Source organism: Sporosarcina sp. FA9, from assembly GCF_051550205.1.
GTDB lineage: Bacteria > Bacillota > Bacilli > Bacillales_A > Planococcaceae > Sporosarcina.
The window spans coordinates 3,654,405-3,678,262 of record NZ_CP188819.1; the positions used below are offsets into that span (position 1 = coordinate 3,654,405).

The 23,858-nt window shown below is 40.1% G+C and carries 24 protein-coding genes and 2 rRNA genes; 25 read left to right on the forward strand and 1 reads right to left on the reverse strand.

The window, feature by feature from the left end:
- Nucleotides 1-371 precede the first annotated feature (371 nt).
- From ACP8HH_RS18745 to rsmI, 12 genes are all read left to right on the forward strand, one after another.
- Nucleotides 372-3,327 (forward strand): 23S ribosomal RNA (locus ACP8HH_RS18745).
- A gap of 174 nt (nucleotides 3,328-3,501) precedes the next feature.
- Nucleotides 3,502-3,617 (forward strand): 5S ribosomal RNA (rrf, locus tag ACP8HH_RS18750).
- Nucleotides 3,618-3,683: 66 nt separating this feature from the next.
- Nucleotides 3,684-5,165 carry an aminotransferase class I/II-fold pyridoxal phosphate-dependent enzyme gene (locus ACP8HH_RS18755; protein WP_438314018.1) on the forward strand — a complete coding sequence of 494 codons (1,482 nt, stop codon included), beginning with the start codon at nucleotides 3,684-3,686 and terminating at the stop codon, nucleotides 5,163-5,165.
- Between the two features lies 1 nt (nucleotide 5,166).
- Nucleotides 5,167-5,796, forward strand: a complete 630-nt coding sequence (gene tmk, locus ACP8HH_RS18760) for a dTMP kinase (protein ID WP_438314020.1) — start codon at nucleotides 5,167-5,169, stop codon at nucleotides 5,794-5,796.
- A gap of 52 nt (nucleotides 5,797-5,848) precedes the next feature.
- On the forward strand, nucleotides 5,849-6,178 hold the full coding sequence (locus tag ACP8HH_RS18765; RefSeq protein ID WP_381535396.1) for a cyclic-di-AMP receptor: 330 nt from the start codon (nucleotides 5,849-5,851) through the stop codon (nucleotides 6,176-6,178).
- A gap of 18 nt (nucleotides 6,179-6,196) precedes the next feature.
- Nucleotides 6,197-6,637 (forward strand): YaaR family protein, encoded by a 441-nt coding sequence (locus ACP8HH_RS18770; RefSeq protein ID WP_438314025.1) that lies wholly within the window; start codon nucleotides 6,197-6,199, stop codon nucleotides 6,635-6,637.
- A 58-nt stretch (nucleotides 6,638-6,695) separates the two neighbouring features.
- Complete coding sequence (gene holB / locus ACP8HH_RS18775; RefSeq protein WP_438314028.1) at nucleotides 6,696-7,703, forward strand: DNA polymerase III subunit delta'; 1,008 nt, start codon at nucleotides 6,696-6,698, stop codon at nucleotides 7,701-7,703.
- Nucleotides 7,696-8,523, forward strand: coding sequence for a PSP1 domain-containing protein (locus ACP8HH_RS18780; RefSeq protein ID WP_438314031.1), 828 nt, complete (start codon nucleotides 7,696-7,698; stop codon nucleotides 8,521-8,523). The genes holB and ACP8HH_RS18780 overlap by 8 nt, the downstream gene beginning before the upstream one ends.
- 13 nt (nucleotides 8,524-8,536) lie before the next feature.
- Nucleotides 8,537-8,899: a DNA replication initiation control protein YabA gene (gene yabA / locus ACP8HH_RS18785; protein WP_438314034.1), complete on the forward strand. Its 363-nt coding sequence runs from the start codon at nucleotides 8,537-8,539 to the stop codon at nucleotides 8,897-8,899.
- A gap of 61 nt (nucleotides 8,900-8,960) precedes the next feature.
- Nucleotides 8,961-9,710, forward strand: coding sequence for a tRNA1(Val) (adenine(37)-N6)-methyltransferase (locus ACP8HH_RS18790; protein WP_438314037.1), 750 nt, complete (start codon nucleotides 8,961-8,963; stop codon nucleotides 9,708-9,710).
- A complete protein-coding gene (locus ACP8HH_RS18795) occupies nucleotides 9,694-9,981 on the forward strand; it encodes a GIY-YIG nuclease family protein (RefSeq protein ID WP_438314040.1) in 288 nt (95 codons plus the stop codon). The genes ACP8HH_RS18790 and ACP8HH_RS18795 overlap by 17 nt, the downstream gene beginning before the upstream one ends.
- Complete coding sequence (rsmI, locus tag ACP8HH_RS18800) at nucleotides 9,959-10,837, forward strand: 16S rRNA (cytidine(1402)-2'-O)-methyltransferase (RefSeq protein WP_438314043.1); 879 nt, start codon at nucleotides 9,959-9,961, stop codon at nucleotides 10,835-10,837. Before ACP8HH_RS18795 ends, rsmI begins: the two co-directional genes overlap by 23 nt.
- Before the next feature lie 46 nt (nucleotides 10,838-10,883).
- On the opposite strand, the gene ACP8HH_RS18805 is transcribed toward rsmI, so the two are convergent.
- On the reverse strand, nucleotides 10,884-11,162 hold the full coding sequence (locus ACP8HH_RS18805; RefSeq protein WP_438314046.1) for an AbrB/MazE/SpoVT family DNA-binding domain-containing protein: 279 nt from the start codon (nucleotides 11,160-11,162) through the stop codon (nucleotides 10,884-10,886).
- Between the two features lie 262 nt (nucleotides 11,163-11,424).
- On the opposite strand from ACP8HH_RS18805, the gene metG reads away from it, so the two are divergent.
- The 13 genes from metG (at nucleotide 11,425) to ACP8HH_RS18870 (ending at nucleotide 23,805) form a co-directional block, all read left to right on the forward strand.
- Nucleotides 11,425-13,380 carry a methionine--tRNA ligase gene (gene metG / locus ACP8HH_RS18810; protein ID WP_438314049.1) on the forward strand — a complete coding sequence of 652 codons (1,956 nt, stop codon included), beginning with the start codon at nucleotides 11,425-11,427 and terminating at the stop codon, nucleotides 13,378-13,380.
- A 477-nt stretch (nucleotides 13,381-13,857) separates the two neighbouring features.
- Nucleotides 13,858-14,637, forward strand: a complete 780-nt coding sequence (locus ACP8HH_RS18815; protein WP_438314052.1) for a TatD family hydrolase — start codon at nucleotides 13,858-13,860, stop codon at nucleotides 14,635-14,637.
- 125 nt (nucleotides 14,638-14,762) lie between these two features.
- Nucleotides 14,763-16,001 (forward strand): ubiquitin-like domain-containing protein, encoded by a 1,239-nt coding sequence (locus tag ACP8HH_RS18820; RefSeq protein WP_438314055.1) that lies wholly within the window; start codon nucleotides 14,763-14,765, stop codon nucleotides 15,999-16,001.
- A gap of 228 nt (nucleotides 16,002-16,229) precedes the next feature.
- A complete protein-coding gene (gene rnmV / locus ACP8HH_RS18825; RefSeq protein WP_438314058.1) occupies nucleotides 16,230-16,784 on the forward strand; it encodes a ribonuclease M5 in 555 nt (184 codons plus the stop codon).
- Nucleotide 16,785: 1 nt separating this feature from the next.
- Nucleotides 16,786-17,688 (forward strand): 16S rRNA (adenine(1518)-N(6)/adenine(1519)-N(6))-dimethyltransferase RsmA, encoded by a 903-nt coding sequence (gene rsmA / locus ACP8HH_RS18830; RefSeq protein WP_438314060.1) that lies wholly within the window; start codon nucleotides 16,786-16,788, stop codon nucleotides 17,686-17,688.
- Between the two features lie 135 nt (nucleotides 17,689-17,823).
- Nucleotides 17,824-18,090, forward strand: a complete 267-nt coding sequence (veg, locus tag ACP8HH_RS18835; protein WP_381535382.1) for a biofilm formation stimulator Veg — start codon at nucleotides 17,824-17,826, stop codon at nucleotides 18,088-18,090.
- A gap of 153 nt (nucleotides 18,091-18,243) precedes the next feature.
- A complete protein-coding gene (locus ACP8HH_RS18840; RefSeq protein ID WP_438314063.1) occupies nucleotides 18,244-18,417 on the forward strand; it encodes a small, acid-soluble spore protein, alpha/beta type in 174 nt (57 codons plus the stop codon).
- A gap of 218 nt (nucleotides 18,418-18,635) precedes the next feature.
- Nucleotides 18,636-19,502: a 4-(cytidine 5'-diphospho)-2-C-methyl-D-erythritol kinase gene (ispE, locus tag ACP8HH_RS18845; RefSeq protein ID WP_438314065.1), complete on the forward strand. Its 867-nt coding sequence runs from the start codon at nucleotides 18,636-18,638 to the stop codon at nucleotides 19,500-19,502.
- 56 nt (nucleotides 19,503-19,558) lie between these two features.
- A complete protein-coding gene (gene purR, locus ACP8HH_RS18850) occupies nucleotides 19,559-20,386 on the forward strand; it encodes a pur operon repressor (protein ID WP_438314068.1) in 828 nt (275 codons plus the stop codon).
- A gap of 1 nt (nucleotide 20,387) precedes the next feature.
- A complete protein-coding gene (locus tag ACP8HH_RS18855) occupies nucleotides 20,388-20,765 on the forward strand; it encodes a RidA family protein (protein WP_438314071.1) in 378 nt (125 codons plus the stop codon).
- Nucleotides 20,766-20,910: 145 nt separating this feature from the next.
- Nucleotides 20,911-21,198 (forward strand): septation regulator SpoVG, encoded by a 288-nt coding sequence (gene spoVG / locus ACP8HH_RS18860; RefSeq protein ID WP_438314074.1) that lies wholly within the window; start codon nucleotides 20,911-20,913, stop codon nucleotides 21,196-21,198.
- 262 nt (nucleotides 21,199-21,460) lie between these two features.
- A complete protein-coding gene (gene glmU, locus ACP8HH_RS18865; RefSeq protein ID WP_438314077.1) occupies nucleotides 21,461-22,831 on the forward strand; it encodes a bifunctional UDP-N-acetylglucosamine diphosphorylase/glucosamine-1-phosphate N-acetyltransferase GlmU in 1,371 nt (456 codons plus the stop codon).
- A gap of 14 nt (nucleotides 22,832-22,845) precedes the next feature.
- Nucleotides 22,846-23,805, forward strand: a complete 960-nt coding sequence (locus ACP8HH_RS18870) for a ribose-phosphate diphosphokinase (protein WP_381535374.1) — start codon at nucleotides 22,846-22,848, stop codon at nucleotides 23,803-23,805.
- The last annotated feature ends 53 nt before the right edge of the window (nucleotides 23,806-23,858 follow it).

Sequence of the window (23,858 nt, forward strand, 5' to 3'; positions counted from 1 at the left end):
CGGTTTCTGCTAAAATTGTATCCATAGGTCTATTTTTTTGGCGATAAATAGGTTTTCAAGCATGTTTTAGCTTGAACAACCGTTTATAAAATATGGTATTAACGAGAATTCAAAACTTGTTCATTGAAAACTGGATAAAACGACATTAATAAAAACAATCAAGAATCAATCATGTAAATTAGTTTACTAATTTACAGTACCTTTTTAAGAATCTGGATTTGCATCGCTGCAATGAACGATTCGCTAAGTAGAGTTTGGAGACACAAGCAGTGCTAGGAAGCAATCGAGTGAGGGAAGGAGCGTACTCAGGTACGTGACTGACTAAAAGAGTGAAGCTGACAACGCAATGCGACGTGTATCGAAACTCTAATGGTTAAGTTAGAAAGGGCGCATGGCGGATGCCTTGGCACTAGGAGCCTAAGAAGGACGGCACTAACACCGATATGCTCCGGGGAGCTGTAAGTAAGCTTTGATCCGGAGATTTCCGAATGGGGAAACCCACTACCTTTAATAGGGTAGTACGTTTACGTGAATACATAGCGTAAACGAGGCACACCCGGAGAACTGAAACATCTAAGTATCCGGAGGAAGAGAAAGAAATTCGATTCCCTGAGTAGCGGCGAGCGAAACGGGAAGAGCCCAAACCAGGAAGCTTGCTTCCTGGGGTTGTAGGACACTCTATACGGAGTTACAAAGGAATGAATTAGACGAAGCGATCTGGAAAGGTCCGCAATAAAGGGTAAAAGCCCCGTAGTCGAAAGTTCATTCTCTCCAGAGTGTATCCTGAGTACGGCGGAACACGTGAAATTCCGTCGGAATCCGGGAGGACCATCTCCCAAGGCTAAATACTCCCTAGTGACCGATAGTGAACCAGTACCGTGAGGGAAAGGTGAAAAGCACCCCGGAAGGGGAGTGAAATAGATCCTGAAACCATGTGCCTACAAGTAGTCAGAGCCCGGTGCGTATTTTCCTTCGGGGAAATACGCTGGGTGATGGCGTGCCTTTTGTAGAATGAACCGGCGAGTTACTGATTCCATGCAAGGTTAAGCAGAGAATGCGGAGCCGCAGCGAAAGCGAGTCTGAATAGGGCGAATAAGTATGGGGTCGTAGACCCGAAACCAGGTGATCTACCCATGTCCAGGGTGAAGGTAAGGTAACACTTACTGGAGGCCCGAACCCACGTATGTTGAAAAATGCGGGGATGAGGTGTGGGTAGCGGTGAAATTCCAATCGAACCTGGAGATAGCTGGTTCTCTCCGAAATAGCTTTAGGGCTAGCCTCAAACGATAGAATCTCGGAGGTAGAGCACTGTTTGGACTAGGGGCCCATCCCGGGTTACCGAATTCAGACAAACTCCGAATGCCGAAGATTTATGTTTGGGAGTCAGACTGCGGGTGATAAGATCCGTAGTCGAGAGGGAAACAGCCCAGACCACCAGTTAAGGTCCCCAAGTATCTGTTAAGTGGAAAAGGATGTGGCGTTGCCCAGACAACCAGGATGTTGGCTCAGAAGCAGCCATCATTTAAAGAGTGCGTAATAGCTCACTGGTCGAGTGGCGCTGCGCCGAAAATGTACCGGGGCTAAACAGATCACCGAAACTGTGGATTGACACTTTTGTGTCAGTGGTAGGAGAGCGTTCCAAGGGCGTCGAAGCTAGATCGTAAGGACTAGTGGAGCGCTTGGAAGTGAGAATGCCGGTATGAGTAGCGAAAGAAGGGTGAGAATCCCTTCCACCGAATGCCCAAGGTTTCCTGAGGAAGGCTCGTCCGCTCAGGGTTAGTCAGGACCTAAGTTGAGGCCGAAAGGCGTAGACGATGGACAACAGGTTGATATTCCTGTACCACCTCCCCGCCGTTTGAGCAATGGGGTGACGCAGTAGGATAGGGTGAGCGCACTGTTGGTTATGTGCGTCTAAGCAGTGAGGTGTGAAATGAGGCAAATCCCATTTCTATAACATTGAGCTGTGATGGCAAGGGGAGTATTCCCTGGAGTCCCTGATTTCACGCTGCCAAGAAAAGCCTCTAGCGAGGCGGGAGGTGCCTGTACCGCAAACCGACACAGGTAGGCGAGGAGAGAATCCTAAGGTGATCGAGAGAACTCTCGTTAAGGAACTCGGCAAAATGACCCCGTAACTTCGGGAGAAGGGGTGCTCTGGTAGGGTGTTAAAGCCCGAGAGAGCCGCAGTGAATAGGCCCAGGCGACTGTTTAGCAAAAACACAGGTCTCTGCAAAACCGCAAGGTGAAGTATAGGGGCTGACGCCTGCCCGGTGCTGGAAGGTTAAGAGGAGAGGTTAGCGCAAGCGAAGCTTCGAATTGAAGCCCCAGTAAACGGCGGCCGTAACTATAACGGTCCTAAGGTAGCGAAATTCCTTGTCGGGTAAGTTCCGACCCGCACGAAAGGCGTAACGATCTGGGCACTGTCTCAACGAGAGACTCGGTGAAATTATAGTACCTGTGAAGATGCAGGTTACCCGCGACAGGACGGAAAGACCCCGTGGAGCTTTACTGTAGCTTGATATTGAATTCCGATGCAACCTGTACAGGATAGGTAGGAGCCTTAGATTCCGGAGCGCTAGCTTCGGAGGAGGCGTTGGTGGGATACTACCCTGGTTGTATTGGACTTCTAACCCATGCCCCTTATCGGGGCAGGAGACAGTGTCAGGTGGGCAGTTTGACTGGGGCGGTCGCCTCCTAAAGAGTAACGGAGGCGCCCAAAGGTTCCCTCAGAATGGTTGGACATCATTCGTAGAGTGCAAAGGCATAAGGGAGCTTGACTGCGAGACCTACAAGTCGAGCAGGGTCGAAAGACGGGCTTAGTGATCCGGTGGTTCCGCATGGAAGGGCCATCGCTCAACGGATAAAAGCTACCCCGGGGATAACAGGCTTATCTCCCCCAAGAGTCCACATCGACGGGGAGGTTTGGCACCTCGATGTCGGCTCATCGCATCCTGGGGCTGTAGTCGGTCCCAAGGGTTGGGCTGTTCGCCCATTAAAGCGGTACGCGAGCTGGGTTCAGAACGTCGTGAGACAGTTCGGTCCCTATCCGTCGCGGGCGCAGGAAATTTGAGAAGAGCTGTCCTTAGTACGAGAGGACCGGGATGGACATACCGCTGGTGTACCAGTTGTCTTGCCAAAGGCATCGCTGGGTAGCTACGTATGGACGGGATAAATGCTGAAAGCATCTAAGCATGAAGCCCCCTTCGAGATGAGATTTCCCATTACGCAAGTAAGTAAGATCCCTCAAAGAAGATGAGGTTGATAGGTCCGGGGTGTAAGCGCGGCGACGTGTGTAGCTGACGGATACTAATTGATCGAGGACTTAACCAATAAAATGAAGAGGTATGATTGACCTCGATTCGTCGGAAGAATCTAACGATTCTTCCAAAAAAAATGTCTGTTTTATCCAGTTTTGAACGAACAAGCAACGTTCATAAAACTAATGCTTGTAATTTTAGCATCACTTGATATAATAAGTAATGTCCTTGAAAGAGAACATTCAAGTCTGGTGGCAATAGCGAAGAGGTCACACCCGTTCCCATCTCGAACACGGTAGTTAAGCTCTTCAGCGCCGATGGTAGTTGGGGGTTCCCCCCTGCAAGAGTAGGACGTTGCCAGGCACTAAAGAAGTTATTACCTTTAATGGTAGTAGCTTTTTTTTTATACATAAATATGAAATACTATAAATGCTTCTTAATTTATTATGGATGGAAGAGGAAGTGAAATATAAATTGAGTTATGCGAACCGTCCGCTTGTTCAACAACTTATTAAATTTTTGGAAAGTAGTCCAGTTTCACTTCATGTACCAGGACATAAGAGTGGTGCCCTATCGGGACTGCCATCAGATTTACGTCTAGCGCTCCGTTATGACTTGACCGAGCTCGAAGGTCTTGATGATCTTCATGAACCAGAAGGAGTATTAAAAGACGCTATGGAACGATTGACGATGTTTTACGGGTCTGATCGAAGTTTCTTCCTCGTTAATGGTTCAACGGTTGGTAATCTGGCTATGATCTATGCTTCCTGTGGCATGGGAGATCTAATCATTGTGCAACGAAATGCACATAAGTCGATTTTCCATGCAATTGAATTGACTGGTGCGACAGCTATCCTTGTCTCACCTCCTTGGGATAGTGAGTCAAGAACAATGGGAACTGTAATGGCCTCTCAGATCCGTAAGACAGTTAAAGAGTATCCTGAGTCGAAAGCGGTTATTCTTACATATCCTACGTATTATGGTGTAACGGGAGTAGAGTTAGAAGAGATAATTTCATTCTGTCATGGACACGATATCCCCGTTCTTGTTGACGAAGCTCATGGTGCCCATTTTGTTGTGGGAGAACCGTTCCCACAATCGGCACTTGAACTTGGTGCTGACGTTGTCGTGCATTCGGCACACAAGACGCTTCCTGCAATGACAATGGCTTCTTTTCTTCATGTGAAATCTAAATTGGTTAGTTCTGAGCGAGTAGCACATTATTTAGGTATGTTGCAATCGAGTAGTCCATCCTATCTTTTAATGGCTTCTTTGGATGATGCACGTGCATATGCTGAATCATTTAATGAAGAAGATAAACTAAAATTTATAAAACAAAGGAATAACTTTATTTTAAACCTAAAAAAGATCCCACATTTATTTGTTCTTGAAATGGATGATCCGCTTAAATTACTTATACGTGCAAATGATTATTCAGGTTTTGACCTGCAAAAACTCTTTAATATAGAAGGGCTTTATTCGGAGCTGGCAGATATGCATCAGGTTCTATTTATTTTACCGCTACTCAAGGTTGACATTGAATTTCCTTTTGATGAAATATGTAATAAAATTGAAAGAGCATTTTCTAAGCTTGATAGCTCAATGAAAGTAAATGTTTTAAAGGATGCTCTACCCCTTGATAAAGAGATATCAAGTTTAAGTTTTTCATTTAATGAACTAAAGAATTATCAAACTTCATGGATTGCTTATGAAGATGCTATTGGTGAAATTTTGGCTTCATCAATAATTCCATATCCACCAGGGATTCCTCTTTTACTTGGGGGAGAGAAGTTAACGAAAGACCATGTGAATTCTCTTGTTGCACTTCATAAGAGCGGCGCGAAATTTCAAGGGGCTATTCGTTTAAATGAAAAACAAATTTTAGTAGTAAATAGAAAGGTGGACGAATAACATGACAGATAAGGGGTTATTCATTACCTTTGAAGGTCCTGAGGGTGCTGGGAAAACAACTGTAATTAAAGAGTTGTATGATCGACTTATAAGTAATGATAGGAAAGTCATTTTAACCCGTGAACCGGGCGGAGTTCCAATAGCAGAAAAGATTCGACATATTATTCTTGATAATAGACATAAGGAAATGGACGCAAAGACGGAAGCTCTACTATATGCTGCCGCACGACGTCAACATCTTACAGAAATAGTGATCCCGGCGTTGCAAAAGGGTTCAATTGTTTTATGTGACCGGTTTATTGATAGTTCCTTGGCGTATCAGGGATATGCAAGGGGGCTTGGTATTGACGAAGTCCTTTCAATCAATCGATTTGCAATTGGTGATACGATGCCGGATTTGACAATATTTTTCGATATTAATCCCGAGGATGGTCTTGCAAGAATATCCAATAATAATGAACGGGAACAAAACAGACTAGACAACGAGAGCATAAACTTCCACAAAAAGGTTTATGAAGGATATCAATTACTAATTGACCGTTTTCCAAATCGTATTCATAAAACGGATGCGAGCCAATCTAAAAAGATTGTAAAGGAAAATGTATGGGAAATCATGTCCAAATTCATATAATATCAAGATTCATGGTATAATGAAGAAAAGTAACCTAAAGGGAGAGATAATCGTGAAATTGATTGTAGCTGTTGTACAGGATCAAGATAGTAACCGGTTGTCCGCTGCGTTAACAAAAAATGATTTTAGAGCGACAAAATTGGCTAGTACGGGTGGTTTTCTTAGATCTGGGAACACGACCTTTCTTGTAGGTACCGATGAAAGTCTCGTACCGAAAGCACTTGAGCTTATACGGGAAAATTGTCGTTCAAGGGATCAAATGGTTGCCCCTGTATCTCCAATGGGTGGAAATGCGGATTCATATATTCCTTACCCTGTTGAAGTTGAAGTCGGTGGAGCAACGGTATTCGTTCTTCCAATTGAACATTTTCATCATTTTTAATGATTGGAATGAAGTATAATGAAAGTCAATAGTGATTACCGAACTGGCCTTGATAAAGTTAGGAATGAACAAATACAAAACTCACGCAGTGGGGATCAGTTTGGGAAAATGGTTGAAAAACAAGGGCAAAAGCTTCATGGGGAGCAAGTTACCCGTCTATTAGGCGATATTTCCACTGCCTCAGATCGCATTGCAAGATCTAGAAATCTTCGCGATATGGCTAAATTTAAAATGCTCGTTCGTCGATTTATGAAAGAAGCCGTTGAATCAGGTATGGGGTTAAAACAATCGCATACATGGAATCAGTTTGGTGAAGGACGACGACTGAAGATTGTAGAAACAGTCGATGTATTATTAATTGAATTGGCTGAGGATTTATTGAATGAAGAAAAGACATCTATCGACTTATTAGATAAAATCGGAGAAATTAAAGGGCTTCTTATTAACTTATATATGTAAACCCGTGTTTTCTGTCACTTAGAAACACGGGCTTTTTTGAAATAGGAGGGACAGCATAATGGCACCGGAAGAGCAGGATATACTTGTTAAAAGTCAGAAGGCTGTTATTACACGACTCTCTTCTACTTTTAAGAATAATCGGATAGGACATGCATACTTGTTTGACGGAAAAAATGGAACAGGAAAAGAAGCGACAGCACTGTTTTTTGCAAAGCTTCTGCTTTGTAAAAGTCCTGTCGAATATGTTCCATGTGAAACATGTAGTTCCTGTCGAAGGGTGTCTACTGGTAATCATCCCAATATAACATTGATACACCCCGACGGACAAAACATTAAGAAAGAACAGATATCAGAACTTATATTCAATATGACAAGAAAAGGTTACGAGTCAGGCAGGAAAATTTATATTATCAAATCTGCTGATCGGATGAATAACGCAGCTGCAAATACACTGCTTAAGTTTCTTGAAGAGCCGGAGGGTGATGTAACAGCAATCCTACTGACGGATTCTTATCAGTCACTTCTTCCAACAATTCAGTCTCGTTGTCAACGCATACCATTCCTTCCCCCATCTCGTGATGTAATGATAAATGAACTTATAGAAAAAGACCTTACAATGTCAATGGCAGCAACTGTGACAATGATAACGTCTAATAATAATGAAGCTTTATTGCTAGCAAACGATGAACAATTTGCACAGGTACGAAAAACAGTGTTAAAATTAGTAGAAGCATCAGAAACAAATGTCCATGAAGCACTTTTATTTATACAAACAAACTGGTTGCAAGTTATTAAAGAAAAGGAAGAGGTTGATCTTGGACTTGATTTGCTTTTATATGTTTACCGAGACATTGTAACATTAAAAGCAGGATTGGATTCGACGTTAACTTTCCCAGACCAAAAAGACTTTTTCAAAGGTCTTGCAATGAGGATGACGTATGGCCGTCTCTCTGCGATAATGGAAGCGGTGCTACAATCCAAACGGCATCTGAACAGTAATATGAATCGCACGCTTCTTATGGAACAATTGGTGCTCAACATGCAGGAGGGGTTACTTGTTGTATAAAGTAGTAGGAGTCCGTTTTAAAAAAGCGGGTAAAATATATTATTTCGATCCACGTGATTATGAACTTGAAGAAGGCAATTACGTAATTGTCGAAACAGCTAGAGGAGTCGAGTACGGAAAAATTGTCATTTGTGCCCGTGAAGTTGATGAAAATGACATTGTTTTACCGTTGAAAAAAGTAGTTCGTCCTGCCACATCAGCTGACTTAGATAGAGTGGAAGAAAACAACAGTGAAGCTATACGAGCTTTTGAAACAGGCGTCGATAAGATTGATGAACATAAGCTTGAGATGAAACTCGTTGATGTAGAATATACTTTCGACAGGAATAAAATCGTCTTTTATTTCACGGCGGAGGGCAGGGTAGATTTTAGAAACCTTGTTAAGGATCTTGCTTCGATTTTTAGAACGCGTATTGAATTACGTCAAATAGGAGTTCGAGATGAAGCAAAAATGCTTGGCGGTATCGGCCCTTGCGGTAGAATGCTTTGTTGCTCTACATTTTTAGGCGATTTTGAACCTGTTTCGATTAAGATGGCAAAAGATCAGAATTTATCTCTAAATCCATCTAAAATATCAGGTTTATGTGGTCGTTTAATGTGTTGTTTAAAGTATGAAAATGACGATTATGAGCAAGCAAAAGCACTCATGCCAGATGTTGGAACTAAGGTTGAAACACCTGAGGGAGTTGGAAGAGTTGTCGGTTTAAACCTTCTAGAACGACTGCTTCAAGTTAGTTTAATTGAACAAGATCTTGTCCTAGAATATACCTTAGAGGAAATAATGAATCCAGAAAATAATATGGCTCATTTGATAAAGTGATGGGGTGAGAAAGTTGAAAGAAAGGAATTTTTTAGACAGAGTGATGGAGTTTGAACAAGAGCTTGAAGCCATGCATAAGAAATTCCGTGAATTGATAGGATTCGTCGCAGAAATGACGGAGGAAAACTATTCGCTTCAACTCGAAAATCATCATCTGCGTAAAAGGCTTGAAGAAATTGATTTGGAATTACAACAACCAACGAAGAAACAACAACTTGAAAAAAAGGGACAAACAATTGATGTTGGTGAGGGTGTCGATAATTTGGCACGTCTCTATAATGAGGGTTTTCATGTTTGTAATGTCCATTATGGTAGTGCTCGTAAAGGCGAAGACTGTCTGTTTTGTCTTTCTTTCTTAAACAAACAAAATGTGTAATTAAAGCCGAACCTATTGTGATGTAGGCGTCGGCTTTTTTTCTTTTGATAGGAGTGATTGTATGAAAGATTTATTGATTGATGATGAACGACTGGATTATTTATTGGCAGAAAACTTGAGAATTATTCAGAGTCCTTCTGTATTTTCTTTTTCCCTAGATGCTGTGCTGCTTGCTAAATTTGCCTATTTACCACTTCGAGCAGGTAAAGTTGTTGATCTTTGTGCAGGTAATGGGGCTATCCCGCTATTTTTAAGTGCAAGAACAAAAGCTGAAATCACTGCAGTTGAGCTACAGGAAAAACTAGCGGACATGGCAGACAGGAGCGTACGTTACAATAATCTTGAACAACAAATACGTATTCTAAATGATGACGTTATTGGGATTGCTGCAAAAATAGGCTATGAATTATATGATACAGTGACTTGCAATCCCCCATATTTTCCAGCCCATGAAGCAAGTGAAAAAAATTTAAAAGAGCATGTAGCCATTGCCAGGCATGAAATACATCTAACACTTGAACAAGCAATACAATCCGCCAGCGAGTTGTTGAAACAAGGCGGAAAAGCGGCGTTTGTTCATCGTCCTGGACGACTGTTGGATATTGTTACTGCAATGAGGGCGAATCGAATCGAACCGAAACGAATTCAGTTTGTTTATCCAAAAGAAGGGAAGGATGCAAACACACTACTTATAGAAGGTACGAAAGATGGTAGGCCCGACTTGAAGATATTGCCTCCACTATATGTATACGGTCCAAATGGCGAATATACAGAAGAAGTGAGGCTTTTACTTTATGGTCAAAATAGCTAATCATCTGTTTTATGTACTTGAATGTAGTGACGGATCGTACTATGCCGGGTATACAAATAATTTAGAACGAAGGCTTCGGGTGCATAATGAAGGCAAGGGTGCAAAATATACGAGGGCTAAACTTCCCGTACATTGCATCTATCACGAAAAACATGAAACACAACGTCAAGCAATGCAAGCCGAGTATAGATTTAAACAATTAAAGCGATTTGAGAAAGAAATTTATATTGCGAAGGGGTCAGATAAGGATGAAGTCGCAAAAGAGTGCTGAAATTGGAGGCGGAAAGTTGTTTCTTGTTGGAACACCCATTGGGAATCTAGAAGATATGACATACCGAGCCATTCGCATAATGAAGGAAGTAGATATGATAGCCGCTGAAGATACCAGAAATACAATTAAGTTATGCAATCATTTTGAAATAAAAACTCCACTAACAAGCTATCATGAACATAATATTCTAGTTGGTGGAGAAAAGATATTAGGCCTCCTTAATGAAGGGAAAAGCGTAGCACTTGTTAGTGATGCTGGAATGCCTTGTATATCAGATCCGGGTGTGGATATTGTTTCAAAAGCGATTAACGAGGGATATGATGTTGTACCGGTACCGGGAGCAAATGCAGCCATCAGCGCACTTGTTGCCTCTGGACTTATACCACAACCATTTCTCTTCTATGGATTTTTATCTCGGAATAAAAAAGAAAGAAGTACCCAGCTAGACATGTTGAAAATGAGAGAAGAAACGATTATTTTCTATGAAGCACCGCATAGATTGAAGGAAACTATACGAGCGCTGAATGAACAGCTTGGAAGTGCTAGACGTATTGTTCTTGCAAGGGAGCTAACGAAACGCTTTGAAGAGTTTTTACGTGGAACGCTTGAAGAAGCTTTAGTTTGGGTAGAATCTAACGAACTAAGAGGAGAGTTTTGCATTGTCCTTGAAGGGGGCGATGGATTGGAAATAGAAGAGAAAGTTGTTTGGTGGCAAGAACTTTCTCCCAGGAACCATGTAATTGAATTGATGGATAGAAAAAAAATACGATCGAAAGAGGCAATTCGTGAGGTTTCACTTGAACGTGGAATGAGTCGACGCGATGTTTATAAAGAGTATCATGTTGAATCGTATTAAAAAACGAGAAAAAAATCCGGAACGTATTTCCGCTCCGGATTAATGTTTATTGTTTTAATCTTTCTTGAATTTCTTGAATTAATTGTTCAGCGCCTTCTGGGCTCAAAATTAACTTGCCGTCAATTAAACGTAAATTGTCATCTGAGACATCGCCAGTTATTGAACATGTCATATTAGGCATATACTTTTTCAAAATAATTTTGTCTTCGTCCACGTAAATTTCCAAAGCATCTTTTTGAGCAATACCAAGTGTGCGGCGTAATTCGATCGGAATAACAACGCGCCCAAGCTCGTCTACTTTTCTAACAATACCAGTTGATTTCATGATACCGATCCCCCTTCAATTATAGTTTTCAAAATAATAGGACATGTTTCAATCGTCTCATTTATCATACCAACTCTTCCAATTAACGTCAATAAAATATTTCTGATATTATGATATTAATAATAATGATTTTAGTAGAGTTAATTTGTATGTGTTTGAATAAAGTTGAGAAGACTTCTATCGTCAACTGAAGTATTTCGTTGTATCGTTCTTGTATTTTCGATAGAATAGAACTATACATATATATATTGGAGGAGTTTTTGTGGCTGAACAAAGAAGAACATATTATATTACAACACCAATTTATTACCCAAGCGGAAAATTCCATATTGGTACCGCTTATACTACAGTAGCTTCCGATGCAATGGCCCGTTATAAAAGGTTACGTGGATATGATGTACATTTCCTTACGGGGATGGATGAACATGGACAGAAGATACAGGAAAAAGCAGATGAAGCAGGTTTACCACCACAGGAATACGTAGATGGTATTGCTGATGTAGCGAAAAAAGTGTGGAAGCTTATGGATATTTCGTATGATGATTTTATCCGAACAACAGAAAAACGTCACAAAGTCGGTGTTGAGAAAATTTTTCAAAAGTTTCTTGATAACGGCGATATTTATAAAGGTGAATATGAAGGTTGGCATTGTACACCTTGTGAGTCTTATTTTAGCGAAATTCAGCTTGATAACGGTAATTGCCCAGATTGTGGTCGACCTGTCCAAAAAATTAAAGAAGAGTCGTATTTCTTTAATATGAAAAAATATGCGGATCGATTGTTGAAGTATTATGAGGACAATCCAACGTTTATTGAGCCTGAGTCACGTAAAAATGAAATGATCAATAACTTTATTAAACCAGGACTTGAAGACTTATCGGTTTCACGTATGTCCTTTGACTGGGGAATTAAAGTGCCTGGAAACCCAAAACATGTAATTTATGTATGGGTTGATGCGTTGACGAATTATATTAATGCACTCGGATATGAATCTTCGGATGACTCATTATTCAATAAGTACTGGCCTGCAGATGTTCATGTTGTTGGGAAAGATATTGTTCGTTTCCATACGATTTATTGGCCAATTTTTCTTATGGCACTTGACTTACCGTTGCCGAAAAAAGTGTTTGCACATGGTTTTATTATGATGAAAGATGGTAAAATGTCGAAATCTAAAGGGAATGTTGTTTATCCTGAAATGCTTGTCGAGCGTTTTGGACTTGATGCGACACGTTACTTTTTACTACGCGAATTACCATTTGGTCAGGACGGTGTTTTCTCTCCGGAAACATTTGTTGAAAGAACAAATTACGATCTTGCGAATGACTTAGGAAATTTATTAAACAGAACAATATCGATGATCAATAAATATTTTGATGGGAATATTCCATCTACAGGATTTGTCCCAACCGAATACGATGAAAGTTTGCTAGGCTTTATTACTGAGACTGTGGAAAAGTATGAGTCTTCTATGGAGGATATGCAATTCAGTACTGTACTAGGTGAGCTTTGGGCATTGATTTCGAGAACAAACAAGTATATTGATGAAACTTCGCCTTGGGTACTTGCAAGGGAAGAAGCTGATAAAGGAAAACTAGCATCCGTTATGGTACATCTTGCAACTTCATTACGACATATTGCGGTACTTTTACAGCCGTTTATGACAAAATCTCCAAAACAGATTGTTTCGCAATTGGGACTTGATGAAAGCTTACTTGCTTGGGATACACTTTGTGACTTTAATGCAATTCCAGAAGGTACAAAAGTAATTGAAAAGGGAATACCAATCTTCCCGCGACTTGATCCTGAAGTTGAAATTGTTTATATACGAGAGCAAATGGCGATAACAGCACCAGACGAGGTTAAACCAATCGAAATTCCTGAACCGCCAATTGATGAAATTGCAATTGAGGATTTTATGAAAGTCGATCTGCGTGTTGCAACAGTTATCGCATGTGAAAGAATACCAAAGGCAGATAAATTACTAAAACTGCAATTAGATTTAGGATATGAAAAGCGTCAAGTGGTTTCTGGAATCGCAGAACATTATGAGCCTGAAGCACTTATTGGTCAGAAAGTAATTGTTGTTGCAAACCTAAAACCTGTTAAATTACGCGGAGAGCTATCGCAAGGAATGATTCTAGCTGGAAAATCAGACGGCATCTTAAAAATCACCTCCGTAGATCCATCCCTAAAAAACGGATCACAAGTGAAATAGAAAAGCGGAAGGAGCCGTTTAGATGCGACAGGCATAAGGCAGTTTACGATGAGGCGTACCTCAGCCTCCTCGTAAATGGACTTATGACCCCGAGCATCTGGCTCCTGTAGACTAGACAAATAGAAAAGCGGAAGGAGCCGTTTAGATGCGACAGGCATAAGGCGGTTTACGATGAGGCGTACTTCAGCCTCCTCGTAAATGGACTTATGACCCCGAGCATCTGGCTCCTGTAGACTAGACAAATAGAAAAGCGGAAGGAGCCGTTTAGATGCTCCTTCACTATAGATTAAAGCAGCGTCCCTTATGGAAACGTTGCTTTTTCTATTAAAAGGAAATAAAGAATAGTGAACCACAAAACAGGGTAAGATTGGTTTGAATATTCCAACAGGACTTTAAATTGTAATCAAACTGTAATATAACCGTAAGGAAAGTAACAAAGAACTAAAATACAATGAAGTAGTTGTGAGGAGTGGGAATTTGTATATTGATACTCATGTTCATTTAAACGCAGACCAATATGAAACAGATATCGATGAAGTAATTGCGCGTGCTTTAAAAGCAGGTGTGAATAAAATGATCGTAGTTGGTTTTGATCGAAAAACAATAAATAAAGCAATGGAACTTATAGAAGAATATCCATTCATATATGCAGTAATTGGTTGGCACCCAGTAGATGCTATCGATTGTACAGATGAGGATTTAGCATGGATTGAATCTCTTACAGTCCATCCAAAAGTGGTAGGCATTGGCGAGACGGGGCTTGATTATCATTGGGAAAAGTCTTCAAAAGATGTTCAGCAAGAATTGTTTAGAAAACAAATCAAGTTAGCACAAAAAGTCAACTTGCCGGTTATCATTCATAATCGCGATGCAACAGCAGATGTCGTTCGTATTTTGAAAGAGGAAAATGCCGAAAAAACAGGCGGAATAATGCACTGTTTTGGTGGTAGCGTAGAAATGGCAAAAGAATGCATTGGCATGAACTTTTTTATTTCTCTTGGAGGCCCAGTAACATTTAAAAATGCGAAGATGCCGAAGAAAATTGCAACGGAAATTTCACTTAAACACTTATTAATTGAAACAGATGCACCTTACTTAGCACCACATCCATATCGTGGGAAAAGAAATGAACCTGCTCTTGTAACGTTGGTAGCAGAAGAGATTGCAAGACTTAAAGAAATACCTGTTGAGGAAGTTGCGAGAGTAACAACGGAAAATGCTTTGAATATTTATAAGATTAAATGTTTAAAAGATTGATATAGTAGCTATACTTTGAATGAGGAGTTTACTTCCTTATTCTGCTATATTTCAAATTCGCATAAGTTGACACCCGGAAAAGTAACCTATATAATCACACGAGTGATGAAGGAGGAATTTTTTTCATGTCAAATAGACCCATGAAAAGTCTGTTCTTTAGTTCATTGAGGAGTAAAGAAGTTGCGGTTACAGTTTTAGCAGTTATGTTGTTTTTCACTGTAATTACACTCGTTTTCTATGAAGGTACAAAAAAGTCAGTCACATTTGATGTGAATGGTGAAGAACTAGAAATCAAGACGCACGCACATACAGTAGAAGATCTATTATCCGAACAAGAGATAGATATCGCAAAAAATGATTTAATAGTACCCTCAATGAATACATCAATCGTGGATGGTTTATCGATTCGATGGGAACAATCTAAGCAAGTAGCAATACTCGTTGATAAGGATAAAAAATCCATATGGACAACGAAAAGTACGGTTAATGAAGTCCTCGAAGAAGCAGGTATCGTAATTGGAGAACATGACAAAGTAATACCAGAACTGAACGAGGAACTAATTGACGACGATTCAATTACCGTTCTGAAAGCATACGAAGTTACGTTGAATGACGGTGGGAAAGAAGAGAAATATTGGACGACTTCGACTACGGTCGCTGACTTTTTAAAGAAAAAGGATATTCAATTGAGCGATTTGGACCGGTTGGAAGCATATGAGCAAGAACTTGTAATGCCAAATGCTGTTGTCAGAATTGTACGAGTCGAAAAGGTCACCGATGTAGTGGAAGAATCTGCGGATTTTGCAGTTGAAACTAGAAGCGATTCATCTTTACTTAAAGGACGAGAGAAAGTTGTTCAAAATGGAGAGAATGGTAAAGTTTCACGTAAGTTTGAGATACTTAAAGAAAACGGAAAAGAAGTTTCTCGTAAAATGGTTGAAGAGACAACAATTAAGGAACCAAAGAAAAAGATTGTGAAAATCGGGACAAAAGTATTGGTCGCGAGTGCTTCTACAACCAAATCAAAAAGTGGAGTAGCTGTATCACGTAATAACTCTGCAGCACCTTCTGGTGGCACAGAGTTTTATGTAACGGCAACGGCTTACACCGCGCATTGTAATGGTTGTTCAGGCATTACAGCTACGGGAATCAATTTACGTTCAAATCCTAATTTAAAAGTGATTGCAGTTGATCCAAGTGTAATCCCATTAGGGTCAAAAGTGTGGGTTGAAGGTTATGGTTATGCAGTGGCGGGAGATACAGGCGGTGCCATAAAAGGAATGAAGATTGACCTACATGTCCCGACAAAATCGGACGCTTATAAGTTTGGTAGACGTCAAGTAAAAGTTAAAGTCATTAATTAATTAATTAATACGTATCCACAGGACTTACAATAGTCCTGTGGATTTTCATGTTTATTTAAGTGCTCTTCTGTACAACGCTTTATGTAGAGAGTAGAATTACTTTGACTGCATTTAGCAGAGGCGGATGAGTCCGTTTTTCAATAACTATTCCTAGTAGGTTCAGGCGAAAACCTGAACGTAATTATATGTGACCATACTTATTATGTTTGAATGGAAAGAGGATTTATTATGAATATAAAAGAAGTAATCGTCGTAGAAGGAAAATCGGATACGGTAGCTGTAAAACGTGCTACAAATGCGGATACAATTGAAACGAATGGTTCAGCTATTGATGAATTGACACTTATCCGTATACAACACGCTCAGGAAACGCGTGGCGTCATCGTATTCACTGACCCAGACTATCCAGGCAGAAGAATCCGCGCAATTATTGAACAGCGTGTAGCGGGCGTAAAACATGCTTTTTTGGAAAAAAAGAAAACAATCGCAAAAAACGGTAAAAAGATTGGGATTGAACACGCAAAAGACGATGATATACGTGAGGCAATTCGCTCAGTATATACAATCGATAATCTACCACCTATTGATATTCCACTTGAAGATTTAATCGCAGCGAAGCTAATTGGACACCCGGAGGCTAGAAAAAGACGTGAACAGTTAAGTGAAATGTTGCGCATTGGTCAAGTCAATGGAAAAGGTTTAAAAAAACGCCTTGAAATGTTTCGCATTGATATAGATTGCTTAAGCGAAGCGTTAAAAAATCTTGACAGGGAGGAAATTTAATATGTATAAAGATATCGCAACTCCGGGCAGGACGAATGAGATTCTTAAAAAGCATGGATTTGCTTTTAAAAAGAGTCTTGGACAAAACTTCTTAATTGACCCAAATGTGTTACGAAACATCGTCTCCCATGCGGGGTTGACTAAAAAGACTGGTGTAATTGAAATAGGTCCAGGAATTGGTGCGCTTACAGAACACCTTGCAAGAGGAGCCGGAAAAGTTGTTGCGTTTGAGATTGATAATCGTTTACTACCTGTTCTAGATGACACACTTTCTCCGTATGATAATATAACAATTATCCATCAAGATATTCTTAAGGCTGACCTCTTACAAGTAATGGAGGAGCATTTCGCTGAGTACGATGAAGTAGTCGTAGTTGCCAATCTACCCTACTATGTAACGACACCGATTATTATGAAGTTTTTACTTGAGAAAATACCGATTACGGGCATGATTATTATGATGCAAAAAGAAGTGGCAGACCGAATTACGGCAAGCCCTGGAACGAAGGCATACGGTTCTTTATCAATTGCAATTCAATACTATATGAATGCCGATGTTGCGATGATTGTCCCGAAAACTGTTTTCATTCCACAACCAAATGTAGAATCAGCAGTACTGCGCTTGTTAAGGAAAGAAGAATTGCCAGCTGAAGTGATTGATGAAGGTTTTCTTTTTGAAGTCTCTAGAGGATCTTTTGTTCAGCGACGTAAAACAATATTTAATAACTTGCAATCCTCATTAAAGGATGGGAAGTTAAAAAAAGAAGAAGTTTTGAAAGCCTTAGCAAAAGCTAGTATAGATCCGACAAGACGTGGAGAAACTTTGACTATTAAAGAGTTCGCACATTTGTCAAATGAATTATATGAAGAGTTTTTTGTAGCGAAAAAGAATGACAATTCCTAGTCATTTTTTTAAAAATAAAGGGTGTTTTTTAAAAAAAGGTATTGACAAACACAAAGTGTTATTGTTAAAATGTAAACTTTGATTGACAAAAACATTTGAATGTGTTATGCTTATTCTTAGTGAGGTGTAAGCGACATGCCAAAAACATTAGCGGATATTAAAAAGTCATTGGATTCTCATCTAGGGAAACGTTTGCATTTGAAAGTGAACGGTGGCCGGCGTCGAACAATCGAAAGAGCCGGAGTTCTAAGTGAAACGTATCGTGCTGTTTTTGTTGTTGAACTCGATCAAGAAGAGAACGCGTTCGAAAGGGTATCTTACAGCTATGCAGACATTTTGACTGATGCAGTTGAGATAACAATTCTTGATGGTGCAGATCATACTGCGTTTATAATCAAGTAATCCCAGTATTTATAGTTTTAATAAATTAATAAATTAATGATTTAGTCACAAACACTTATCTTTGACAACCAGAAATGGAATGTCGAAAGGATAAGTGTTTTTTTTATTTATTGACTCATACTAATAGTGTCAGTCAAAAAGGAGGAAAACCAAATGGCGAAAAAACGTGTAATGTCTGAGAGCTTAAAAGAAGAAATTGCGAAAGAGCTTGGATTTTATGATGTTGTTCAACGTGAAGGTTGGGGAGGTATTAAAGCACGCGATGCCGGTAACATGGTTAAGCATGCAATAGAAATGGCTGAACGTGGTCATGTCAAAAATAAATAATCTTTTTGAAAAAGACCCTAGTCCACTAACTGACTGACAAATGAACAAGGATTGTCTCAAATCATTTATTTGTGATTTTGAGACAGTCCTTGTTTAATTTATTTAACCTATTACGTCTATTATGGTGAATATAAAAGTGTTCGTGAAAATCAACGTGCAAAATTCAACTCCTATGGTAAAATAGGGAACTAAGACGATCTATAAATGGAGGGAGCCGGATGCTTTACGAGAAAGCGCCTGCAAAGATTAATTTAACACTCGATGTTCTACATAAACGCCCGGATGGTTTTCATGAAGTAGAGATGGTCATGACGACGGTGGATTTAGCTGATCGAGTATGGATTCGGGCAATTGAGGGCGGACAAATAAAAATTAAGACCTCTGTACAATTCGTTCCAACGGATCGAAAAAACTTGGCTTATCAGGCGGCCGATTTGATTCGAACAATTTATGGTATTAAACAGGGAGTAGAAATTACTCTTGAAAAAAGAATTCCTGTAGCCGCTGGTCTTGCTGGAGGTAGTTCTGATGCAGCCGCAACATTACGGGGTTTGAACAAACTTTGGAAATTGGGGCTCGGAGCGGACCAGCTTGCCGAGCTTGGTGCTCAAATTGGTTCGGATGTACCTTTTTGTGTATACGGCGGCACTGCGCTTGCTACCGGTCGTGGCGAAGTGATACAAAAAATATCTGCACCTCCAAATTGTTGGGTTATACTTGCGAAACCTGTACTATCTGTTTCGACGGGTTCAATATTTAAGAACCTAGATTTAACTACTGTGCAACATCCACATACGAAAAATATGTTGGAAGCTTTAAAAACAGGAGATTACATGGGAATGTGCCGTTCCGTTGGTAATGTGCTTGAACCGGTCACGATGGACCTTTACCCTGAGGTTACTGTATTGAAAGAACAAATGATAAAGTTCGGGGCGGATACTGTTCAAATGAGTGGCAGCGGGCCAACGGTTTTCGGACTCGTTGAACACGAATCTAGAGTACCGAGAATTTATAATGGATTAAAGGGGTTCTGTCGAGAAGTGTATGCCGTTCGAATGCTTGGTGAACGTCATTCGTTTGATTAAACACGTACATTCATGTTAAAATACAGATAAAACATTCGTGTTTAGGAGTTGGTTGTATGAAGTGGAAAAGAAGTGAACGATTAGTAGACATGACTCGTCATCTACTAGAGTCTCCGCATGAACTGATCCCCCTCACCTTATTTTCCGAACGTTATGAATCAGCAAAGTCCTCTATTAGTGAAGACTTGACGATTATAAAAGCAACGTTTGAAGAAACAGGTGCAGGAAAGCTTGTAACCGTTACAGGTGCAGCGGGAGGCGTTAAGTTCATACCGAAAATGGGTGACTTAGAAGTTCGTGAAGTAATTTCCCTTCTTATGAATGAACTCAGTCATTCGGATAGACTTTTACCAGGTGGGTACTTGTTTATGGCAGATCTTCTTGGCAACCCGCATATTATGGATTGTGTTGGGAAAGTTTTTGCTTCAAGATTTTCAGATACAGAAATTGATGTCATCATGACGGTTGCAACAAAAGGAATCCCAATTGCACATGCGATTGCTCGTCATTTAAATATACCTGTTGTAATTGTTCGCCGCGATAGCAAGGTAACAGAGGGTTCTACGGTTAGTATAAATTATGTTTCCGGTTCAACAAGGCGTATCCAAACAATGATGTTGTCAAAAAGAAGTATGAAAAGCGGACAAAAGGTACTTATTACAGATGACTTCATGAAGGCTGGGGGTACAATGGTGGGCATGAAACATCTTCTTGAAGAGTTTGGATGTGAATTAGCTGGAACAGCAGTACTTGTGGAAGCTGAACATCATGAAGAAGTGATTTTTGACAACTATTTATCACTTGTGAAGCTTCTATCGGTAAATGAAAAAAATCGTACAATTGTTTTAAGTGAAGGAAATTACTTTTTGGAAGGTGGAAAATAATATGAATATCATAGAAACAGAAAATGCGGCAAAAGCAATTGGACCTTATTCACAAGCGATATGTGCGAACGGTTTTGTTTTTACATCAGGTCAAATCTCTTTAACGGCAGAAGGATTGCTTGTGGAGGGTACAATTGAAGATCAGACGAATGTAGTATTTGCAAATCTTAAAGGAGTACTAGAAGCTGCTGGATCTTCCCTAGACCAAGTTGTAAAAACAACGGTATTCATTACAGACATGAATAACTTTTCGAAGATAAATGACATATATGCTATATATTTTGGCGATCACAAACCTGCGCGATCATGTGTTGAAGTTAGTAAACTTCCAAAAGGTGTAGATGTAGAAATCGAAGTTATCGCTATATCGAATAAATAAAATAGTTATGCTAAGCGGCCCACCAATCTTAAATGGTGTGGGCTCTTTTTCATTACTTGAAATATTGCGCGAACTAAAGAAGGGAATTGCCTACTTTTGTGGAATAGAGTCTTCATGCATTGTAAGTAGAAGGAGTGGTGGTCAGATGGAAGTTACAGACGTAAGACTTAGGCGGGTGGAAACAGAAGGCAGGATGAGGGCTATTGCATCAATTACGTTCAATGATGAGTTTGTAGTTCATGATATTCGTGTAATTGATGGCGATGAAGGTTTTTTCGTCGCAATGCCGAGTAAGCGTACTCCCGATGGTGAATTCCGTGATATTGCACATCCAATTAAGTCCAGCGCACGGATGAAGATTCAAAAAGCGGTACTCGATGCTTATCATCTTTCGTCCGAAGGTAGCGTTGTACTTGAAAGTGCAGGAGTATAATAGCATCATCCAAACTTTCATCTGCACTATTAAATAAACCTGCTGCCTGTATTTCGAGGCAGTTTTTTTTGTGTAAAGCCCGACGTACTTTATAGAATTCCTAGAATTAATAAAGGAATAAACAAGAAATGAAAAGTAATAAAAGATTGTAACTAATTTGTCAAGGGTTATCGGGTTGAAAAAAAGGTGAATTTCAGCTATAGTCAATATGAAAACTATAGTAGGGATTGAACTCCATCCCTCATTGATGGGGGGCTAGTTTATGACGAATACATATGCCGTCGTCCTTGCTGCAGGACAAGGTACTAGAATGCAGTCAGATTTATATAAAGTGCTTCATCCGGTGTGCGGAAAATCGATGGTCGCACACGTAATAGATAATATACGCATCCTTGGTGCTGACCGCATTGTAACGGTTGTTGGCCATGGTGCGGAAAAGGTTGAGGAAACGCTTGGGGAAAAAAGTGATTATGTTCTTCAAGATAAGCAACTAGGAACTGCACACGCTGTTCAGCAGGCTGAACGTCTAATTGGTGACCTATCGGGTACAACGCTTGTAGTTTGTGGAGATACACCCCTCATTCGTACAGAAACGATGCAAGCACTTATTGAGCATCATAATAAGTTGGGTGCAAGCGCCACGATACTTACAGCAATTGCTGATGATCCTACCGGATACGGTCGTATTATTCGCGGTGAAGATGGTCAAGTTCTTCGGAATGTGGAACAAAAAGATGCAACGCTTGAAGAACAAAAAGTAATTGAAATTAATACAGGCACATATTGCTTTGATAATAAGGCATTATTTGCATCACTTCAAAAAGTGAAAAACGATAATTCACAAGGTGAATATTATTTACCTGACGTTATAGGAATTTTACGGTCAGAAGAAGCTCTTGTTTCTGCATTTGTCACGGAAGACTTTAGTGAAACGCTAGGCATAAATGATCGTGTTGTTCTATCCAAAGCAGAAGCGGTTATGCGAAGTCGTATTGCAGAAAAGCATATGCAAAATGGAGTTACAATTACAAGTCCAGAAAACACGTATATAAGTGCTGACGCTGTTATTGGTCAAGATACAATACTTTTACCGGGCACGATGGTAGAAGGGAAAACAGTCATTGGTAAAAAATGCGTAATAGGGCCAAATAGTCAAATCGTAGATAGTTTGATTGGCGGGGGTTCAACAGTGCATTCATCGGTCATCCTATCGAGTGAGGTTGGAAAAAACACCGCTATTGGTCCGTTTGCCCATATTCGTCCGGATTCTAGTCTTGGAAACAACGTGAAGATTGGCAACTTTGTTGAAGTTAAGAAGTCAAATCTTGGTGATGGTAGTAAAGCGGCACACCTAAGTTATATAGGTGATGCAAATATCGGCTCCAGTGTTAACTTAGGATGCGGCACGATTGTAGTGAATTACGATGGCAAGAAGAAGCATGTTACAACAATTGAAGATAATGCATTTATTGGATGCAACTCTAATTTAATAGCGCCAGTTTCGATTGGTAAAGGTGCGTATGTTGCGGCAGGTTCGACCATATCAAAAAATGTGCCTAAAAATGCACTTGCTATAGCTCGAGCGCGTCAGGAAAATAAAGAAGATTATGCTACAATACTAAAACTCAAATAAACAGGGGGACCATGATGACTAATCATTATCCGAATGATAAACTTAAGATATTCTCTTTGAATTCCAACGAACCGCTTGCGATGGAAGTGGCAGAACAGATCGGGCGCCCGCTCGGTAAATCATCTGTCAAACGATTTAGTGATGGAGAGGTCCAAATCAATATCGAAGAAAGTATCCGTGGTTGCGATGTATTTGTAATCCAATCTACATCAAACCCTGTAAATGAAAACCTGATGGAACTACTTATAATGCTTGATGCTTTGAAGCGTGCATCTGCACGTACTATAAATGTCGTCATGCCGTATTACGGATATGCGCGCCAAGATCGTAAAGCTCGTTCTCGTGAGCCAATTACGGCAAAACTTGTAGCAGATTTGCTTACTACCGCAGGAGCACATCGTGTAATCGCTATTGATTTACATGCGCCACAAATTCAAGGGTTTTTCAATATACCGATTGATCATCTTGTAGCCGAACCTCTTCTAACCGACTATTTCCTTCAAAAAGGTTTTAGTGGTGACGAGTTGGTAATTGTATCACCTGACCACGGTGGCGTAACACGTGCACGGAAAATGGCAGATCGAATGAAAGCACCTATTGCTATTATTGACAAGCGTCGTCCTCGTCCAAATGTTGCTGAAGTAATGAGTATTGTTGGTAAAGTGGATGGTAAAATAGCGATTCTTATCGATGATATTATTGATACGGCTGGAACAATTACAGTTGCTGCAAATGCTCTTATAGAAAGTGGAGCAAAAGAAGTGTATGCTTGCTGTACACATCCAGTTCTGTCTGGCCCCGCGATTGAACGTATTGATAATTCTAAAATTAAAGAACTTGTCATTACAAATACGATAATATTATCTCCGGATAAACATTCCGACAAAATTAAGCAAGTTTCTATTGCTAATTTACTGGGTAATGCAATTGTCCGCGTCTTTGAAGAAAAGTCGGTAAGTACACTATTCGATTGACAAATAGGTCATTTATGGCGTATCCTATAGAGTATTCAAAATTAGTATAATAA

Coding starts and splice junctions, on each gene's coding strand:
- ACP8HH_RS18770 (WP_438314025.1), top strand. CDS start 6,197: ATGAAAGTCAATAGTGATTACCGAACTGGCCTTGATAAAGTTAGGAAT.
- ispE (WP_438314065.1), top strand. CDS start 18,636: ATGCTTTACGAGAAAGCGCCTGCAAAGATTAATTTAACACTCGATGTT.
- ACP8HH_RS18805 (WP_438314046.1), bottom strand. CDS start 11,162: ATGAAATCAACTGGTATTGTTAGAAAAGTAGACGAGCTTGGGCGCGTT.
- ACP8HH_RS18790 (WP_438314037.1), top strand. CDS start 8,961: ATGAAAGATTTATTGATTGATGATGAACGACTGGATTATTTATTGGCA.
- ACP8HH_RS18840 (WP_438314063.1), top strand. CDS start 18,244: ATGGCGAAAAAACGTGTAATGTCTGAGAGCTTAAAAGAAGAAATTGCG.
- holB (WP_438314028.1), top strand. CDS start 6,696: ATGGCACCGGAAGAGCAGGATATACTTGTTAAAAGTCAGAAGGCTGTT.
- glmU (WP_438314077.1), top strand. CDS start 21,461: ATGACGAATACATATGCCGTCGTCCTTGCTGCAGGACAAGGTACTAGA.
- ACP8HH_RS18870 (WP_381535374.1), top strand. CDS start 22,846: ATGACTAATCATTATCCGAATGATAAACTTAAGATATTCTCTTTGAAT.
- rnmV (WP_438314058.1), top strand. CDS start 16,230: ATGAATATAAAAGAAGTAATCGTCGTAGAAGGAAAATCGGATACGGTA.
- spoVG (WP_438314074.1), top strand. CDS start 20,911: ATGGAAGTTACAGACGTAAGACTTAGGCGGGTGGAAACAGAAGGCAGG.
- tmk (WP_438314020.1), top strand. CDS start 5,167: ATGACAGATAAGGGGTTATTCATTACCTTTGAAGGTCCTGAGGGTGCT.
- purR (WP_438314068.1), top strand. CDS start 19,559: ATGAAGTGGAAAAGAAGTGAACGATTAGTAGACATGACTCGTCATCTA.
- veg (WP_381535382.1), top strand. CDS start 17,824: ATGCCAAAAACATTAGCGGATATTAAAAAGTCATTGGATTCTCATCTA.
- rsmA (WP_438314060.1), top strand. CDS start 16,786: ATGTATAAAGATATCGCAACTCCGGGCAGGACGAATGAGATTCTTAAA.
- ACP8HH_RS18820 (WP_438314055.1), top strand. CDS start 14,763: ATGTCAAATAGACCCATGAAAAGTCTGTTCTTTAGTTCATTGAGGAGT.
- ACP8HH_RS18755 (WP_438314018.1), top strand. CDS start 3,684: ATGCTTCTTAATTTATTATGGATGGAAGAGGAAGTGAAATATAAATTG.
- ACP8HH_RS18795 (WP_438314040.1), top strand. CDS start 9,694: ATGGTCAAAATAGCTAATCATCTGTTTTATGTACTTGAATGTAGTGAC.
- ACP8HH_RS18855 (WP_438314071.1), top strand. CDS start 20,388: ATGAATATCATAGAAACAGAAAATGCGGCAAAAGCAATTGGACCTTAT.
- rsmI (WP_438314043.1), top strand. CDS start 9,959: ATGAAGTCGCAAAAGAGTGCTGAAATTGGAGGCGGAAAGTTGTTTCTT.